General features: G+C 41.1%; 19 protein-coding genes and 1 pseudogene. All 20 read right to left on the reverse strand.

Annotated features, from left to right (window positions below; translation table 11 throughout):
• Positions 1-19: 19 nt before the first annotated feature.
• The 20 genes and pseudogenes from R2S08_RS03165 to R2S08_RS03260 all read right to left on the reverse strand — a co-directional run bounded on the left by R2S08_RS03165 (position 20) and on the right by R2S08_RS03260 (position 18,753).
• Positions 20-385, reverse strand: coding sequence for a hypothetical protein (locus tag R2S08_RS03165; protein ID WP_316833837.1), 366 nt, complete (start codon positions 383-385; stop codon positions 20-22).
• A 49-nt stretch (positions 386-434) separates the two neighbouring features.
• Complete coding sequence (locus R2S08_RS03170) at positions 435-1,091, reverse strand: hypothetical protein (RefSeq protein ID WP_316833838.1); 657 nt, start codon at positions 1,089-1,091, stop codon at positions 435-437.
• A 71-nt stretch (positions 1,092-1,162) separates the two neighbouring features.
• Positions 1,163-1,558 carry a type VI secretion system tube protein TssD gene (gene tssD, locus R2S08_RS03175; protein ID WP_133779362.1) on the reverse strand — a complete coding sequence of 132 codons (396 nt, stop codon included), beginning with the start codon at positions 1,556-1,558 and terminating at the stop codon, positions 1,163-1,165.
• A 55-nt stretch (positions 1,559-1,613) separates the two neighbouring features.
• Positions 1,614-2,009, reverse strand: coding sequence for a type VI secretion system tube protein TssD (tssD, locus tag R2S08_RS03180; RefSeq protein ID WP_133779361.1), 396 nt, complete (start codon positions 2,007-2,009; stop codon positions 1,614-1,616).
• A 172-nt stretch (positions 2,010-2,181) separates the two neighbouring features.
• A complete protein-coding gene (locus tag R2S08_RS03185) occupies positions 2,182-2,910 on the reverse strand; it encodes a hypothetical protein (protein ID WP_316833839.1) in 729 nt (242 codons plus the stop codon).
• A 2-nt stretch (positions 2,911-2,912) separates the two neighbouring features.
• Positions 2,913-3,491: a hypothetical protein gene (locus R2S08_RS03190; protein ID WP_316833840.1), complete on the reverse strand. Its 579-nt coding sequence runs from the start codon at positions 3,489-3,491 to the stop codon at positions 2,913-2,915.
• Positions 3,492-3,505: 14 nt separating this feature from the next.
• Positions 3,506-4,015: a hypothetical protein gene (locus R2S08_RS03195; protein ID WP_133779358.1), complete on the reverse strand. Its 510-nt coding sequence runs from the start codon at positions 4,013-4,015 to the stop codon at positions 3,506-3,508.
• 7 nt (positions 4,016-4,022) lie between these two features.
• Complete coding sequence (locus tag R2S08_RS03200) at positions 4,023-4,643, reverse strand: hypothetical protein (RefSeq protein WP_316833841.1); 621 nt, start codon at positions 4,641-4,643, stop codon at positions 4,023-4,025.
• Entirely contained in the window at positions 4,633-5,994 is a 1,362-nt protein-coding gene (locus R2S08_RS03205; protein ID WP_316833842.1) for a PAAR-like protein, read from the reverse strand. Before R2S08_RS03205 ends, R2S08_RS03200 begins: the two co-directional genes overlap by 11 nt.
• Before the next feature lies 1 nt (position 5,995).
• Positions 5,996-6,886 (reverse strand): hypothetical protein, encoded by an 891-nt coding sequence (locus R2S08_RS03210; protein WP_316833843.1) that lies wholly within the window; start codon positions 6,884-6,886, stop codon positions 5,996-5,998.
• Positions 6,887-6,889: 3 nt separating this feature from the next.
• Positions 6,890-8,695 carry a type VI secretion system Vgr family protein gene (locus tag R2S08_RS03215; RefSeq protein WP_316833844.1) on the reverse strand — a complete coding sequence of 602 codons (1,806 nt, stop codon included), beginning with the start codon at positions 8,693-8,695 and terminating at the stop codon, positions 6,890-6,892.
• 84 nt (positions 8,696-8,779) lie between these two features.
• Positions 8,780-9,175, reverse strand: coding sequence for a type VI secretion system tube protein TssD (gene tssD, locus R2S08_RS03220; protein ID WP_108554921.1), 396 nt, complete (start codon positions 9,173-9,175; stop codon positions 8,780-8,782).
• A gap of 42 nt (positions 9,176-9,217) precedes the next feature.
• On the reverse strand, positions 9,218-9,613 hold the full coding sequence (gene tssD / locus R2S08_RS03225; RefSeq protein WP_108554926.1) for a type VI secretion system tube protein TssD: 396 nt from the start codon (positions 9,611-9,613) through the stop codon (positions 9,218-9,220).
• Between the two features lie 142 nt (positions 9,614-9,755).
• Entirely contained in the window at positions 9,756-10,325 is a 570-nt protein-coding gene (locus tag R2S08_RS03230) for an NAD(P)H-dependent oxidoreductase (RefSeq protein ID WP_166644001.1), read from the reverse strand.
• A 141-nt stretch (positions 10,326-10,466) separates the two neighbouring features.
• Positions 10,467-11,858, reverse strand: coding sequence for a DUF5458 family protein (locus tag R2S08_RS03235; protein WP_133779352.1), 1,392 nt, complete (start codon positions 11,856-11,858; stop codon positions 10,467-10,469).
• A 43-nt stretch (positions 11,859-11,901) separates the two neighbouring features.
• Positions 11,902-12,348 (reverse strand): hypothetical protein, encoded by a 447-nt coding sequence (locus tag R2S08_RS03240; RefSeq protein ID WP_133779351.1) that lies wholly within the window; start codon positions 12,346-12,348, stop codon positions 11,902-11,904.
• A 47-nt stretch (positions 12,349-12,395) separates the two neighbouring features.
• On the reverse strand, positions 12,396-14,900 hold the full coding sequence (locus R2S08_RS03245) for an ATP-dependent Clp protease ATP-binding subunit (protein ID WP_316833845.1): 2,505 nt from the start codon (positions 14,898-14,900) through the stop codon (positions 12,396-12,398).
• A 95-nt stretch (positions 14,901-14,995) separates the two neighbouring features.
• Positions 14,996-17,266 (reverse strand): annotated as a pseudogene (tssR, locus tag R2S08_RS03250) (type VI secretion system protein TssR domain-containing protein); the annotation flags it as partial.
• Between the two features lie 5 nt (positions 17,267-17,271).
• Positions 17,272-18,219 carry a PKD domain-containing protein gene (locus R2S08_RS03255; RefSeq protein WP_133779348.1) on the reverse strand — a complete coding sequence of 316 codons (948 nt, stop codon included), beginning with the start codon at positions 18,217-18,219 and terminating at the stop codon, positions 17,272-17,274.
• Between the two features lie 42 nt (positions 18,220-18,261).
• Positions 18,262-18,753, reverse strand: a complete 492-nt coding sequence (locus R2S08_RS03260) for a type VI secretion system transmembrane protein TssO (protein WP_166644000.1) — start codon at positions 18,751-18,753, stop codon at positions 18,262-18,264.
• Positions 18,754-18,755 lie beyond the last annotated feature (2 nt).

An 18,755-nucleotide genomic window follows, 5' to 3' on the forward strand; every position in this document is an offset into this window, starting at 1 on the left:
GAAGCTTTGCTGTTAAAACTTAAAATTCGGCATCTTTTGGCCAGGTATTAAAGTGCAGGAACTGCCATTTATCTTGTTTAAGCTGATACCAGACTGTAATATTTTCTTCTTTATTATAAACCCATGTATACTCCCGGATTTTTACTTCGGGTGAGTACCGGTCTTTTTCGGGCACATGGTTGTAAATTTCTATTCTGAATTCAGACAAAGGGCTGGACAAATTAAAATCCTCGCTTTTGATGGGTTTTCCGAATTTAGCTACGGCTTGTTCCGGAGACAGTTTTTTTAACGCCGCAGTATCTATTTTTTCGGTTTTGTCCATTTGATTTTCCTTTTTTATTGTCGTTGCAGGTGGTTTACTTTGTCCGTCAGAGGATTGGTTCATACAAGAGATGAACAGGGTAAGGCCAAGGCCCAACAGGCAATATATAGATCTAGCGAACATGGCTGATGTCAAATTTTACGCCCGGAATCATACTGTTTAAGGTCTGTTTTATAAAATCCAGGTGCCGTTGTCTCAGTTCATTCCCTGAATTCATAATGCTGGGAAAATCGGCCAGATAAGGGCTTCCAGAGGCATATTCATCACCATGTCCGGATGGTGTATAGGCAACGTTCCCCAGCGTATGCCCAAATTCATGGGTCAGACCGTATTGATAAGACCTGACAGGGCCATTGATATATTTAAGTGTTTTCGTTGTATCTTCCGTATCCAGGCTGATTTCCCTGGTGTTCCATCGGATATAGCTTTGTTGAAAGGCACCTCGTTTAATCTTAGTGACGGTAACTTTCCAGTGTGCACTGTTGTCCAGCACCCACTGTACATCAAAATAGGTTTTAACTGGCCCAACTTTATAATTTACTGGTATTTTGGAACCCTGAGCTAATTTAAGCTCAAAACGGCTTCCCCAGACAGACCAGATCAGTCTGTCCACTTTATGGTGAAAATTTTTGGTTTCTGCATAAGTCCACCTACCTGAGCCTGGAGCTATTGCCCAGCTGTATTTCCAGCGTTGCAATATCTTAAGCTCATTTCTGCCAAGATCGAGCGTAATGGCAAAATAAGGGGTCTCTTTTCTGTAAATTAACATAGGTAGATGTTAGTAAGAACGGAAATTTTTAGATAGAAGCCCCTAAATGACCAGGGGCCCTCCCTTTACAATTATGCTTTTGGCCAATCGTTGGTATGCTCGGCATTACCCAGCTTTAATTTGCGTGCAGAAAGCACAAAACTTAAAGTCATCGGCGTATTATCGTTTACAGCAATACCTTCATTGTACTGGATGATGTAACCATCTTCAAAAGACAATTCTTTCATTTTCGCATCTTCTTCGCCTTTTTTGAAAACGATACTACCTGACAATGGTTTATACTGATTGTTGACCATTGATTCGATCACCGAAGTATCTTCAGTAGATTCTACTTCAATATGAATTGTTCCGCCGTATACGCCAGATGATGGACGGCCTTTAGCGTCTACATCTCTGTTTAATGAAAAGCTGCACTGTAGTACATCAAATTCTTTGGACCCAAGAGTTAATCTGGTTTTGAAAGCCATGATAGTATTCTTTTAAAAATTAAATAATGTTGGTTAATTGGTTACGTACCTAAAGTTACGCTTTTGGCCAGTCATTTATATGCTCGGCATTGCCAAGTTTTAACTTTCTGGCAGAGATCTGGAATTTCATTGTCATCGGGTTTTCTCCGGTGATATTGATTCCTTCTGAATACTTAACAATGTATCCGTCTTCAAAATGAACTTCTTTCATTTTGGCATCTTCTTCTGTTTTTTTGATGAGCAGGGTACCGCTTAAAGGCTTGTACTGGTTGTTAACCATTGCTTCTACAACAGAGGTGTCTTCAGTGGACTCGATCTCGATGTCGATCGTACCGCCATACACTCCGGAAGAGGGTCTTCCTTTTGCGTCTACATCGCGGTTCAGGGAATACGCACAATGGAGTACATCGTACTCCTTGCCCGAAAAGTCTAATCTTGCTTTGAAAGCCATAACTTTAGTTTTTGGGTGAAATATTATTTATCTATACTCCTAACGGCAAAAACTTTGCCAATAGTATATTATTTCTAAAGAAAGCCCTGAAGCGGAACTCAAGACTGTATTCAAAATGAATACTGATCGTCAGCACTATAGAAAACAGTACAACTACTTATTTTAGCCTGCACTATTTTGCCGTTACCCGGTAAACAGCGATTTTATATACTCCAGGATAAAAATGCACTTCAAATCCTGGCCGTGCAATATTTCTAAGCAGGTTACCGGCCACATTTTTTTCATTGTAGTTGTGTACTTCAATGCTATTTCCCTTTTTAATATAGCCATTTCCAATCATCGTATCTATATCGAGCGGCTTAACATGGATACAGCCATGCGATTCAGAAAGAATAACACGATTACTTAAATAGGTATTGGCCTCATCTCCGGGTGTGGTATGAATAAAATCTCCCAGAAATCCTTCCTTTCCATCCATTTTCCAATTGTGGTTATTATCGGCATAATACTTCACAGAAATATGCCCAAAATCATTAAACACCCAACGATCTGGAACAATTAATTTCCCATAATACGTATTGTAAGATCTTTTTATCAGATCAGTTAGCTGTTTCTCAAATCCTTTATATCGTCCCCATTGGTCATTAACCGCACTTAACCTGATCCACTTCCCTCCATGTTTCACCATTATAATTTCATTGGTTACCCGCATTTCTGTACCCCAGGCTATTCCAGACCAAAACTGGTATTTTCCATGGCTCACATGTTTTTCAATGGCACCAATCACATACCTTCCGGAGCGTGTAGAGGTCTGCATATGCCCGTCATGTCCTAAAACCTCCTTGGAGGGCCCACCATGGGCATCATATTCGTTAATCTTGATCAGTTTATAAGATGGCATACCTATTCTCCTTTCGATTTAACAATTTCAATGTATACGATCTGATTTTCTGCTTCTTCAGGGAAATGCGCTGCACTTACCTGAAGAAATAATCCTGCTTTTTTATTACCTAAATGTTTTTTAAGATCTATACTTACCGGTGGAGGGTTCTTATGCGTTCTGAATAAGGGGGGCTCAGGCTCAAGAGGCCCAAAATGGTTCGTTAAAGATTTAAAAGTAAGTTGCTTTCCTATGGCTATTGGCAAGGAGATATAGATCCGATCACTTTGCTTCGAATAATTGTGGTTGTGCAACTTTACAGAAACAACAGTATCTGAAACAGTCTTACCCTGCTGATCCAGCATCACTGGAAAGTAAACAGCAAAACTGTCTGTTAGTGCTTTTAGTTTCTCTTCCTTAAGCTGGCCATCGGCAAAACGATTTGCAACAGTATCAATATAAGCGATCAGCTGATCACTCGTCGTTTTATCTGTAGCCGGATTCCTTGATCCGACTGCAGTGTTTTCTTTAGGAGCTGAAGAATGACAGGAAACTGCGAGCAGAATTATTAAAGAGAATAAGTAAAATATTGTTTTCTTCATGGCTTTAATAGACTTTACATGATATTACCTTGCTGAACAGGAACCTGATTCTGAACGATAAATTCTCTTAAAAATGGATTGAAGCTGGCCAATTGTTCCGGATATCCTTTATCCATCGCAAGGTTAATACAATTGAAGCGATACCCATCTTTAAACGTAAAGTGAAAGGCCAGATGCTGTAATTTCACAAATGCGACATCCTCGGCATTGTATTTTTTAATCAAAGAATTATGTTCATCTGTAATGATTAAATAACGATCATAAAGGTTTAAAAATCCATACTGGGTATTCTTTTTTATCAATAACCAGGCAATAATGACCCAGGGTGCAAGTAAGATTAACATCAACGATATTAAGGAAGAATGCGCCGGATTGATCCCGGTCAAAGTTTCTATCTGGTTTTGAAAGATAAAAACCAGAACGAGAGTAACGATATAGCCAGCCAGCATGGCAAATCCTATGCCTAGTGTTGTACCCACCGGAATCGGCAGTCTCATTTTAATATTAGCAATTGGTGTATTCATATAACCTCTAAAAAAGCAGCAATAAAATATAAATTAAAACAATAATCAGGCCCACCCCTACGTACAGTTTGTTTTCCTGATATTTTTGCAAGGCAACTATAAAAAGTACCAGATTAATAATCAGGGTAAAAAAAATAGTCAACCCGCCAATTTTTTCTCCCAGAGTATACAGGTAAAGCTCCGTGGCATAACCAATTTCAGAGCGACTTTCAGCATCTAGCTTCAAATAGACATACGGCATTGTTACCGCACCATTGATTTTCGGCTGATCTGCTCTGAATATATAAAAGGATGCTTTCCTTTCTTCAGCGGGCTTAAGCTTAGGGTGTTCCCAATAGATATCAGGTATCGTATTGGCAGGTGCAGGCAAATAAATATCCTTTAACTTATCCTCTTTGAACATGCTCCCCAGCCCGGAAAAAGTTCTGCTTAAAGTAGCCTTGAACTGGTCAAATTTCTGGATATACTCTGCATCAGATCTGGCTCCCCTGCTGATCTTCTTGGAGACATTCATGGTAGCCGTCATTTTTATCAGTTGTTTATCTGTATCCTTTGTACGCACAATGGTATACACCAAAAATAGAACAGGCAACAACAAGGAAAGGGCAAAGCAAATGTTATATTTCATCTTCAATTACAGTTATAGATTGTCTGGCCGCAGTTTCTGCATTATTTAAAGCATCCTGTAAGCCCTTAAGATCATCGGCGATCAACCAGTTTCCACCTGCCCGGACCGCATCCAGCAGCATATTGGTTCCCATTCCCTTCATGATCCCAAAACCATATTTTCCGGTAAACGCTTTGAAAGAACCTTTCAGTATAGACCTGTTGTTAAACTGGGTAGAAAATTCCGTAGTGGTATTCATTCTGGAAATCTCCAGCGTATTGGGGGTACTTCTCATAGAAACAGAACTTTGACTTGAGGATAGGGTTGTTCCGTTAGGTCGTGCAGCGCTTGCTCCAGGAATTGCATTACTTGATGTCACAGTAGTCTGACTTGCAGTAACTGTACCCGGAGGTAAAACAGCGCCCTCTGAATTTGCAACAAAGACCCTATTGGTACCTATCGTCTGTGTGGTTTGCGTTGTTGTATTTAAATTTGAGGTTTGGCTCTTTGCAATATCTTCGGCACTGCCAAGCGCATCTGTAGGAGCACCAATTTTTTTATTTGTTGCAAGATCTACAACATCATCCAGTTTTTTATGATCGGGGTCACTTCCTTTATAGGCCTCCCCGGTAATATAGTCATCTACAGATGTACCACCTATTTTGATCTTTTTCTTAGACCAGTCGTATCCAGCATTCAATCCATACGAAGCACCTCCAACACTGGTTACGCCCAACACATGTACAAACCCTGACACTGCTCCGTAAGTAACAAAGGTTCCTTTGACAGCCAAAAATGCACTTCCAACAGCCGAAGCAATACCACCTGCAATGAAAGCAATTGAAGTGATGGCAGCAACACCAGCAACGGTTTTGCTTCGGTTTAAAGAGGCAAGAGCATCAGCGGCTTCCTTAGAATACATAATCTGAACGGTTCCTCCCAGGAAACATGGCACTATAGATTTATCAATAAGAGCTTTCTTATCTTCAAACGTCACTCTGGGATGAACCGGAGTCCAGTCTTTGCTCATCGTTAATATGGCACAAATACAAGGCATCATTGCGGTATTCAGTCCAACCGCCGCGCCGCCTACAGCTCCTGCAGCCAGCATTGCACCTAGACCTATAGCTAATGTCCCACCGCTAAGTACAATTGCAGCCGCAATGATTGCGGCGACGATCACACCTATTATTGCACCAGCTATGACCATTTTGGCACAAACAAAATTTGCCCCCGTACGGTCTTTAATTGTTGCGGCCAAACGCCCTTTTGCTATTTTTATACTGCTTTGGCTGCTTACTTTCAATTGCTGAGGATTCATCCCATCCGAGCAAACCAAATAGGCTTTATCGGGAACATATAATTGTGACATCTTAAATCCTTTTTATAGTGAAATCTGTTTGAAAATATAGACCATCATTCGCCTTTTCCTTCAACATGGCCTCGCAATGCGTTAAGAGTCCTGTAGACCATTCAAAACTATAATCAGCCTGATAATCTATTTCATAGGAAAATTTTGGTCCACAAAGTTCTTTATAAGATTGATTGTATAATTTTGTCAAATCTGCACCAACCGTCTTTTCAATATAAGCCTTATGTCTGCACTGAAAAACCGTACTATCTTTTGACTGAAGTATTTCTCTAATTTGATAAGGAACATGGATACCCTGAAACAGCTGAGAAGAAAATGAGCCCTCTCCTACCAAATGTTCATTTTTTTCCAGTTTTTCTCCCAATACCGGACTAAAAAAAACAGAATATAAAAGGGTTTCTTTTAACGAAGGCAATAAGTCGCTAAATTGTTGATCTCCATTCTTTAAAAGTTCCTGATCTCCGGCTGTATTTTTTAGCGGTTCCAAAACATCTCCTTTAATCTCTTCCCACCGCTCAACGATCTCTTCCTGGTTCAGTACCCTTTCAATGCTTCCTTGTTTATTTAGCTTAATAACCAGTTTTTGAGTTGGATAGTTAAAGGCTTTTGAAAACTCTATCATCTCCTTAAAAGCCGGATTTGCGTTAAAAACCTCATGATCTTCCACCTCAATATCCACCAGGTATCCATCTTCAAAGACATCGATAATTTTGAGTATCCAAATGATCTCAGTTTGCACATCTGTTACTTTTTGCCCCATAGCAAAGAACTGAGTATGATAACGTATGGAAAACCTTTGGTTCCGGGAAGGCAGAAGTCTCAATTGAATTCTGTCGGTTTCCCTTACCTGTTCCACCTCCTGTGGCTCTTCAAAAAATTTAAACCTGCTCATTATCTAATTAATATCTACATTACTCCCTGTAATCGTATGTACACCTGAAGACTTTGTGTCTATTGTAGTTCCTGAAGAAATTGTGATCTTATCCGACGTAGATACGCATTTGTCTTTGCCTTCCAGATCCAAACTGGTCACCCCAAACTTTCCTATGTTCACTCCATTACCCGTTTTATCTCCGGAATTTGCATTTATAGCTGATTTTCCCTGAATGGTTATCGTCTCACCTATAATTTCTATGATTCCATCCTGATTAAGGGTTATTGAACTCTTTCCTGTTTTAATAACGATTTTTTGGGCTGACTCCGCAGTAATTGAACCCGGCCCGTTTTCCACTTTAACATAATTCGCCTTATTGGTTCCGAGGTTTAGCGCATGGTTCAGATCATCAAATGTCAATGCACTTCCTCTTCTCGAGGTCATTCCTTTGGTATTGCTGTTCTTAAAGCCCTTGCTGTCTCCGCTTTTTCCATGAAATACACTCCCCAGAATGACGGGTCTGGCAATATTTCCCTCTTCAAACGCTACAACAACCTGATCTCCTTTTTCAGGAATCACATGGAAGCCCCGATTCGCCCCCGTATCTCCACTTCCTGCATTCGGGCTCATGACCCGCAGCCATTCGGTGGGGTCATTGGTCTGACATTCCCATTTAAACTTCACCTTTACCCGGCCCTGACCCTGAGGATCGTCATTGTCTAACACATCTGCAAGCTGCATATCCGCTTCAGGTTTCTTCACATGCCCTACAGGTAGTTTTTCACTGTCTGCAGCTACCCCTTCAAATGTATTTTGATAATGTCCGAGGCCATCAATTTCATGGTAAACTGCGGTTACGATAAACTTACCGAAGTCCTGTACCTGAAAATCGAGACCGTTTCTCATACTGGTGCTGATGTCTACGATCTTACCCAGACCAACCTTAGGATTATCTCCGTGACCAGAGATACTCACCAATCCCGACACCAAAGCTTTATGCTCATCGTTCACAAAAGTATCAATCTCCTTCTGCGAATTGACACGTACATTCAGGGGCTGATTGAACCTTTTGCTAAAAACTTCATTAGAAGCAGAAATCGCATGGGACAGATCTGAAAGACTGGAACTGGCCGGTGCAGGCTGGGCACTCAGCAGTTGATCCTCCTGCGAATGATAGGCAAATTTCTTATAATTTAAAGGTGCAATCTGCATTCCATATTGTAAACTGTGCAGGTCTCTTCCATAGATCAGCGCAATCTGTTCTTCTTTATCGGGTTTTCCAAAATGGAGCACACTGCCGTCGTAGTAAAACCACTCATGATATTCGGCCGAAAGGCGTTTAATGAAATCAAAATCACTTTCTCTATATTGTATAATGTAATCAATAGCCGATGTATAGGCTGGTTTGATTTGAAAGTCCAGGTCGTTTTGCGGGGTATCGTTTGTGGCCTGCTGGATAATTGTTTTCAGGTCTTTACCCAGGTAAGAACCCAGGTCTGGTCCCCGGTCTATAAGAATATCCGGACTGTAGCCGGTAATGACAATGTCACCCTGGAATCCATGGGTCTGTGCAATTTCCACTTTGGTGATGATCCCGGTAAAAATATTTCCGGAACACTCGATCAGACCAAACTGAGCGGTAAGGCTCTTGCCTATAAAGTCTTTAGACTTAGCGAGCGTAATCCCGTTGGTCCCTTCCACCTGATCATGATTGATCCGCAGCTCAAAAGTATGGTGCTCGCCGAAACGCTGATCCAGCGTAAAACGGCTGAAATGCAGAACAGGCACCTCCTCTATACTGATGTCTATATTTAGTTTATTGACCATATTTCAGGAATTGAGTCGTTAAAAAATTGCCGGAAAGCAGGTAGTGCTTTCCGGCAAACTTGTTTTTCATAGGCCTATTGCCAATTAGGCTTTCGGCCAGTCATTGGTATGCTCAGCATTACCAATTTTCAGCTTGCGTGCAGAAATCACGAAGCTCAATGTCATTGGGGTATTGTCATTTACTGCAATACCTTCATTGTACTGGATGATGTAGGCGTCTTCAAAATGTAATTCCTTCATCTTTGCATCTTCCTCTCCTTTTTTGAACACGATGGTTCCGGCAAAGGCTTTGTACTGGTTGTTCACCATAGATTCGATCACTGAAGTATCTTCAGTAGATTCTACTTCAAGGTGAATGGTTCCACCATATACACCTGATGACGGACGTCCCTTCGCGTCTACGTCCCTGTTTAATGAATAGCTGCACTGCAATACGTCATACTCTTTTGATCCAAGAGTAACTCTGGTTTTAAATGCCATGATAATGTTCTTTTAAATGTTAAACGTCCTTTTAATTTTGAATTAAGCCTTTGGCCAGTCATTGGTATGCTCGGCATTACCAGTTTTTAACTTGCGGGCAGAGATCTGGAATTTCAGCGTCATCGGATTATCTCCAACGATGTTAATTCCTTCTGAATACTTAACGATGTATCCATCTTCAAAATGTACTTCCTTCATTTTGGCATCTTCCTCTGATTTTTTAATCAGCAAAGTACCTGATAAAGGTTTGTACTGGTTGTTTACCATTGCTTCAACAACGGAGGTGTCTTCGGTCGATTCGAGTTCAATGTCGATCGTTCCGCCATACACGCCGGAAGAGGGTCTTCCTTTTGCATCCACATCACGGTTTAGGGAGTAGGCACAGTGGAGCACATCGTACTCCTTGCCCGAAAAGTTTAATCTTGCTTTGAAAGCCATAACTTTTTGTTTTAGGGTGAGAAAACTGTTACTATTAATTTGTATTAACAGTAACTTCTAAACAAAAAGTTTGCCACTATCTCCTATTAATCAGCACAATAGAATAAATATTTTTCAAATTGGCCCTAAAGCCCTTTTAAAGCTACATTAATTTTGATCCAAAAGTTTCAAGCTTCCGAAGCCATTTTTTACTGTAATCATTCTCCAGCGAGTAAAGGTGCCCTATGGTATTGGTGTGAACGGGGTGGAAACGGCAGTTTTCAAAAACGTTTCTTTTTATAGACAAGTAAGTTACCTTTTTGTCTTGTTTCCAGTACTCAAAAGTTTCTTCGTCCAAAATAGACACAATTCGTGCAGATCTTCCACTAAAATTGTTGCTGATGTTCTGGTTTCTGGAAAGAAATACCTGATCAGGCATAAACAGCCGGTCAAAAAAGCCTTTGATCCTGGCAGGAATGGAAGACATATATACCGGGCAAAATAAAACAACATGATTGGCCCAAACGATCATATCCAATGCCCGTTTCAGATCCGGTTCCAGTTCGGTAACACGGTTGGTAAATTGTTTATTGGAATTAAAGATCAGATCGATGATCGCAATTTCTTTGATCTGCGCACCAGCTTCCTGGGCGCCTTTTTTGTAGGCATCTATCAGCAGGCTTGTTGCAGCCGTTTTTTCAGGATCGCCGTTAATGATCAGTACTTGTTTCATGTATTCCCGGTACAGCGTAAAATCTGCGGGACTAAAATATAAAGAAATTGTTAAGTCAGGAAATGTAAAAGAGGTATAAAAAAATATCCGGCTCAGCTGGGGGTCCATCTGGCCGGATATCTTATATAGAATATACCTATGTTATTGCTGTGCGTACTCCGTACTCCAGGTGGTTTCCTCATCCTCCCCTTTCTGACCGTCCAGTTTTACCACAAAACTTTTGGCTGGAAAATATGGTGTAATATGGATATCCAGGTGGATTTTATCTTTTTGCTGTTCATCCCGCTCAAAACGCATAATCTTAAATCTTTCAATTAAACGTTCAGGACCTTGTATACCGTCCAGGAATTTAACGATCTGCCCGCGAAGGTCCTGTTCAGTTTTAGAGGTCCAGTTTTCAAAGGCTCTTCTGTTTAAGAAGTCGAATAAAACCTTGGTCACATAATCGAATACACGTACAACAGAGTAAGTTTGCAAACCAATGTTATCTCCGTTAAACAAGGTTTTAGCAGAAAAAGCCATGACTTTTCCGTACTCATTAACCATAGGAACAAGGCCTATACGTTCCAGGTGAGAGATTTCACTCTTTTTAAGGTCAAACTTTACACCGTCAACATCATTGATTGCACCGTGTTTCTTACCTGCTGTAACCTGCGACATCAGGGTGTAATACATCTTCCCGGCTAATGCGGCTGAACCTGGAACGGTCAGATCGTCTTCTTCGCCCACTTCAGCTACTTTACCTCTGCCCACCAGCCAGTTACAGGTCATAATCACATTAGACCTGAATGCATCTCCTCCGGTGAGGTTTGCTGCAGTAAACAAATCAATCACATCATCCGGCTGGTCCAGATCTGCAAAATCGGTAATCAGCATAGCCTTGTTCTGGTAAGCGATCTTTCCCCATTTTTCTACCACTTTATTGGACCCCATGTAACCCGGAACTACCATTAAAGAATAATTCTCACGAAGATCCAGCCTGTCATATTTTTGCTTCAGTTCATCTGCAACATAGTCTATAAATCTCGGATTGTCCAAATCCTTGATCTGGTCCATAGAGGCATTGAGAACCACCACATTCTTTAATTTATCAGATTCTGTATTCTGATAAAAGAGGTTCACAGAGCGATAAGCCTGCTCCAGTTCTTTGGTGGTCTCTAAAGCAGTGGCTATATTTTTATTCAGATTTTCCTCTGCTGCTTCTAATTTTTCCGTGCTTTTATCGAGCATAGACGAAACAGAATCAGAGTCTTCCAATACATCAATCCAGAGTTGAATCTTTTTCTTCAGCTCTTCTCTTTCTTTCTTTTTCTCGTCTCCGGTTAAAAAGATCTGTTTCCTTGCTTTTCTTTCCGGGTTTAAGTTTTGTAATCCGTCAACAGTAGCTTCCAATAAATCGAAACCACCTACTCTTGCCAGTTTTTCCAGGCTCGCTTCTAGCGTAAGCTTTTCTCCCGCCTGCTTCTCTGCCGGCTTAAAGGAGGCGCCTGAAGCGGCTTCCTGCGTTATTTTTTGTTCATCTGGAGTTGCCATTTTAATCTATTTAAATCGGGTTGATCCCTGGTTCTTAACTGGACTATTTATTTGCTTCTAATTCAGAAACGAAGTTTTTAAGCGCACTGATGAAGGCATTTTTTGTTTCTGCATCATCTAATGTGGCCTTCAAGGTTTTGTTGGACTTTAATTGTTTAATCACATTTAAAGACATCTCCTTCTCAATGTTCACATTATTCAGATAAGTACTCTGGTTAATGATGTTTTTCACTGAAAAATCGCCCAGGTTGTTAAACTTTAAGGTTTCTGATACCGGAGAACCATCCTGTTTTTCAAAAGACACATTCACCTTTGGTTTATAGTGGTTAAAAACTTCCTGTACAGTTTTCAGTCCTTCTACCTTTTCCGGCTTTATCGGCTCATTATCTGTAAGTTTTTGAATAAACAGCGTTTTATTGTGGGCAATATCTGCAAATGCTTCAGAGGTATCTACCTTTCTCTCATTACCGCCAATTTCATAGTTAAACATAGTATTGGTATTTAATGGTTTACGATTAATTTAAATGTCTTTATTATTTATGCTTCTGTTACCGGCACCTGCTCTATGATCTCCCATTCCAGCCGGTCTTCAGTTGCGTGTTTTTTTACCACAATTGTATTTCCTTTCTTTAACTCCCCGGAAATAATGTACTTTGATATCGGCCTTCTGAGTTCATTCCGGATCACTCCGGATAACTGCCTTGCTCCATACTTTGGAGTGAAGCCGCTCAGTGCCAGCATTGTTGTTGCCTGTTCATCAATCTCAAAAGTTATGCCTTGTTTCTCCAGAGCTTCAATTAAACTCTTCAGCTGGATCTCAAAAATCCTGACTACGTTCTTTTCGCTGATCGGTGCAAAGGGTACAATTTCGGATAGACGGGCCAAAAATTCGGGTCTGAAATGCCTCGACATAATCTCCATCAGTTGAGAAGAACCGGGTATTTCTCCTTTTCCAACTTGTTCTGCAATCCATTCACTTCCAATGTTAGAGGTGAACAGAATCAGGGAATTGGAAAAGTCGCCTTCCTTACCAAGTCTGTCGTGCATATGTCCTTCATCCAGGATTTGCAGAAAAGTATCAAATACCGAAGGGTGTGCTTTTTCAATCTCATCAAAAAGCAATACAGAATAAGGCTGCTGTCTGATTTTATTGACCAGCAGGCCGCCTTCTTCATACCCAACATAACCCGGAGGCGCACCATACAATAACGCAGCAGAATGTTCTTCTTTAAATTCGGACATATCAAAACGGATCATGGCCTTCTCATCATTGAACAAAAATTCTGCAATAGATTTGGCCAGCTCTGTTTTACCTGTTCCGGTAGGCCCCAGTAAAAAGAAAGATCCAATAGGTTGTCCCTTCTTGTTTAGTCCACTTCTTGACTCCAGAATGGCATCAGATACTGCCTTTAAGGCCTGATCTTGACCAACCACTCTTCTTTTCAGGAACTGTTCCATATTCATGAGCTTCTCTTTCTCCTGGGCCTGGATTTTTCCCAAGGGGATCCCTGTTTTGTAAGAAACAATAGAAGCAATATCCTGCTTCCCTACCTCATCAGTTTTCTGGGCAGCAAGAATTTTAAGTGCAGCAAGGTTTCTGGAGAGATAGTCCAGGTATTCTTCCGGGGTTTCAAAAGCATCGGTTTGGGTTTCGTCTGTAAGTTGCCCCAGCAGTACCGGACTCACTTTGTCCTGCATTTGACTGTATAACCACCTATAATCGGCCAGCTGATGCTTCTGCTGAGCTTCGGGCTGTCCAAGTTCAGTTAGCGACTGTTCCAGTTCAGCCAATACCTTATCTGAAGTATCGTTCATCATTTTCATGGCCGCCATGGTACGGTCCAGCAAATCAAAAGCAGAATCCGGCAACCGGCGGTCTTTCATGTAGCGTTTGGCCAAACGAACACACTCTGGAATAGCCTCTGCCTGTATTTTAAGCTGATGATGCTCTTCATATTTTTGCGTCAGTTTTTCCAGCATCTTTATGGCAGAAGCCTCATTCGGCTCATTCACCTGTAAAACTTCAAACCTTCTGCTGAAGGCCTGTTCAGGCTCTATAATCTTCCGGTATTCATCTATAGTGGTTGCACCAATGACCGTAATCTCGCCTCTGGCCAGTTCAGGTTTAAGCAAATTACCTACGCCACCTCCAATTGGTCCTTTGTTATCTAAAAGTGTGTGGATCTCATCTATAAAGAGTACTGCTTTATCAAACTGCTTAATTTCTTTTAGAATATTTTTCAACCTGTCCTCAATCTCTCCTTTATAAGAAGCACCAGCAATCAGGGAACCCAGATCAAGCTCAAAAAGCTGTACATTTTTGAGCAGATCAGGCACGTTATCTGCAATAATATCCTGCGCAAAGCCATCTACAAGTGCTGTTTTACCCACACCCGCGTCACCGGTAATGATCACATTAGGCTTTGTTCTGCGGCAAAGAATTTCCATAATCATCCTGGCCTCTTTATCTCTGCCAATAATCGGGTCTGTCTTCCCTTCCCTTGCCAGGGCAATACGGTCGATACAATATTTATGCAATGACGAGGCTGCTCCTCCGGATTTCCCTGTTCCCTTATCGGAAGAGGCAGGAGAAACCGCGTGCTGGATTTCCTCATCTTTGATATAGAGATCCAACAGCTCTTTTTCTTTAATGGGAAAAGATTTTAGCTGGTCCGGCTGAAATCCAATCGTCGGCTTGCAAAGTGCCGTGAGCACACAAACCGGTGTGATCAAATCAAGCCCAAGCTTAATACGGACCAGATCGGCCTCTTCAAAAACTTTTGAAATTTCGGCGCTGCCTTTTACTTCTTCTGGCGCATAAGCTGTCTTATCCAGTTCATCGATCCTAACTTCTGCCCACTCACTGATGTATTCTTCATCCTTGCCAATAGAACTCAAAAAGGTTCTTAGTCCCACTTCCTTATGCATTAAACCCTTCAGCAAATGCGCAGGAGAGAATTCAGGATTATGGTACTCTTTAGCCAGAGACTGAGCTATCCTGATGGCTGTTTTAACCGACTCGCTGATATTTGTAAGACTCATAGGTATTATGGTTTTTCAGTTTCTGGTTTTTGAATAAAATTTCCTTCGGTGATATAGTAGTAATTTTTTCCGTTAGAAATGAATTGCTGCCCAACCTGTGTCGCCTTTTTGAAGTTATCGCTTGTACTCATCAGGAACTTGATATAAGCTTCAAAGTCTGGCTGTGGCATTTTACTGGATTTGGACAGTTCACCTACTTTATATTTATCCAGAAGCTCTGTACTTACCGGCAATCCTATGACCGTCTGGATGTATTTAGCCAGCGTCATGTCTTTAATTTCTCCTTTAGAGATCTTCAAATCCAATAGGTTTTTGGGAATATTCAGATAGTTTTTAAGCAGCTTGCTTCTGAAAGAAGATTGATCCGGTTGCAAATTCTGCCCAATCATCAGGGAGAATATATCGTTGATCTGTTTATACTCCATGGTATTCAGCACAACTATATATTGCATCAGGTTCTTATTTTTAGAAACAATATCTGCGGGTGCACTGGAAGTCAGATAATATTTAAATGCATTATGTGGCATTTTATCTGCGACATCATCCGAGACCGGAGGCAAAAGAAAGCTTTCTACATATGGAGACAACTTTTTACGTTCTATCCCGGTTAACCTGAAGGCGCTGTCCAGTGAGTTGATCTGACTGTTAATATCAAAGTCGGTTTCTCTCATGAAACGTTTAACCGCTACGGTGATCAATTCATTAGAATTGACAGCACCCTTAGCCGGGAAAACCACACCACCCTGGATCAGACTGTTTTTTGGATAGTCCAGGTAATAAGATACTGAATCCAGCTGGCTGGTATTATAGGCCTGGGTATTATTTAGTCCTTCACCTTTTACCATGAAGCGTTTCTTTCTGTCTGCAAGATATACTGCAGATTCTGAAACCAATCTTTTGGATTGCAACACAAAATTATTGAATGTAGGATCATAATCGCTATACATTTGTATAGACAGCAGTCTCGCATCTGCTCTGGCAAATTCTTCAGAAAGATCACTCAGCTGTGTGGCCGAAGCCACTTCATTTCCGGTACTCCCAATCAGTACCACAAGATTGGTTTCATTAACATGTCCCTTCAACAGGTTCAGACCTGACCTGATCCCATCATAAACGGGCTGCTGATTGATTCTGCTGGTGCACCTCTCTGTTTTCCGGGCTTCAATGGTAAGAAAATCCATCAGTTTACGGTAATCCGGAGATACACCCGCTGTACTGAAAATCCCGGGAGCAGTGCAATTGGCCGCATCTCTGTACACTACCGCACCATAACTGATCTGATTTTTACGGTCGTACTCATTAAAAACATTTTCAAAAGATTGTATGGTATTTCTTAGACCCGAGAAATATTTTCTCATCGGACTTCCTCCATCCAGAACAAAGATCACGTTGATCTTGTGGATGTTCTTTCTAAGATTGAGATAAGTAGAGTAAGGCAAACTTGCCCCATTGATGGTAATCACACTGTTGCCCGATTTGTTATACACATCTGTTGCAACGCCGAGTGTATAAGGCCCCTTTCCGTCATTTGCGACGACCGGGGTACTCCTCAAAATCAGATCATTGTCTGTATCTAAAAGAGGATCTGCATGCGCATTATGGAGTAATAAGGATAGGGAATCAGCCTGTTCGTAAGAACCAAATTGTTGCGGGGCGATATATAAACGGTCTCCCCAATTATGAATGGCATCTGTTCCAACCCAGCCTGTAATACTTTTTCTGGCACTGTCTGCAACCAGCTGATCTTCGTTTCCAATCAGATATTTTTTATCGTCTTCAGATTTCTTGTATACATAAGTAATCTCATGCAGCCGTATCTTCGCAATTCTCTTTTTTAATTCCGGTGAATCATACACATACACCGAATCTGTATTGTCAAAGTATACCCTGGAAGCCGTTAGAGGTGTTTTTCCGTTGATAATGGCTATTGCCTTTTCAGAATACCCATTTTGTGGATTAGAATAAGACCTTTGCCACAAGAGCAATTTAGATTTGGGGATCCAGCCATAACTAATAGCGGTTTTTTTATCGTTTATTTTTCTGCCCCTGATCATTCCAGCTTTATACTTGATCAGTTTCAGGTACCCATTTTCTTCCTGTGAAACATAGAAGGGTTCCATAAAGTTTAATTTTTTCATCATCAAACTCCCACCCGGACTGGTCGTTGTATAATTATCTGCACGGTCGGAGAATACGATCCATGGAAGTTTTGATGTTCCACCATCTTCAGCAACCTGGGTCGATGAACTTGGTTTAGCGTAAGATTTAGGCATATATTTCACCTTTTTACCAAAGGAAAGTGGCGACTGGGCCATTACAAAGGCAGTTTGGGTGAAAAGGAGGACAAGAGATATAATTCGTTTCATAGGGTTTATTTTTTAACTGTCTTTGCAGAATGTTGTTTGATGTTCACAAGTGTTGCACAAGTAGAGCTTGGGCTGATCGTAAGCTGCGCTTCATCGACCACGATTTCTCCCCCAAAGGTGAGGCCCATGCAATAGGAATAAAAGTCTGTTGCTTTTTTAGCACTGTCCTGCTCTACATTTACAGTAACCTTCTCGTTATTACACAGATACTTACGAACCAGGTAATAATAATTGGTATTGAAATCTGCACCATTAGCAATTGCCTGTAATCTTGCCCTGATGTCATCAATCACTTTACGTTCACCTTCTCCGGGAACCACCATATCTGTCTCCAGTTCTGCGTTGGGATCTGTAATGAAAATGGTATGAAAGATTGGCCGGTGGCTTTTGTCTGTGGTGAGCTTCACCAGGTATTTACCCGGCGCGTGATAAGTGTACAGAGCAGTCCTGCCTTTTACGTCCACCCTATTGGTTTCACCAAATGACCAGTCAAACTGGGTGGCTTTACCATCTGCTTCAAGTCTCACTTCTTCGTCTACAACGCCTGAAGTTGGGCCGCTGATGGTGACCAATGTATCTATAGCGGCAGCAACAGTGTCTCTAACGGTTACCGGGAATTGTTCTTTTAATTCCCCGTCTACGGTCAAACGTACGATGTAAGAACCTGATTTCAAATAACGGTAGGTTCCGTTTTGGCTGGTGGCTTTTGCTCCATTACCAAACTCCCAGATCCATTTTTTTGCATTTCTTGTATTATCGGTAAATACCAGGTCTTCATTTAAAGACAATTCATTTCTTAAGATCCTTGCATCAATGGTTCGTTTATCAAAAACTGAACTCTTAAATAGAAAGATAAGTGCGGCAAGGATTATAATTGCAATAAATATATACAGGAAAATATATCCCTGTGAATTACTGCTTACTGATTTTCCTGAGGTAGTCGTTTCGGCCATTTTTTTATAGGTTGATTTTTTTATAGGTATTGTATCATTTAATTATCTGTTCTGGCTGCCCAGTGTCTGCCTTAATTGCCGGGTAGACAACTTACAGTCCTCCAGCGATTTATTCAGTCTGTCCAGATCTGTTCTGTTTCCTTTAAGTTCCCTGCGGTCATAAAACAAATCGTTGTACAGTTGTGAAGCCTGTAAAAAAGTTTTATACCGCTGATCTGAAGCTCTTCTTTGATAGGCAGCCTTAATAGAACCCAGTGAATTCTTAATATCACTTTCCAGGAAAACGGCCTGTACTCCAGGATCAAATCTCATAATTTGTTTATAAGTCGAGTCAATGGTTGGCCTCTGGTCCCTAATTGTTTCTTCAAAATCAGCGTTTCTGGAAAGCTGATCTGCCAGATCTTGTTTAGAAACCATTCTTCCGTCACCATAATCATGAAAAAGCCCATAACTCAATAGCCCTGTGGTAAACACAAAAATTCCGATAAAAAACAGGAATTGTTCTCTTCTTTCTTTTATACTTAGCTTAATCATAT

The sequence above is a fragment of the Pedobacter nutrimenti genome (genome assembly GCF_032678445.1).
Lineage (GTDB): Bacteria > Bacteroidota > Bacteroidia > Sphingobacteriales > Sphingobacteriaceae > Pedobacter > Pedobacter nutrimenti_A.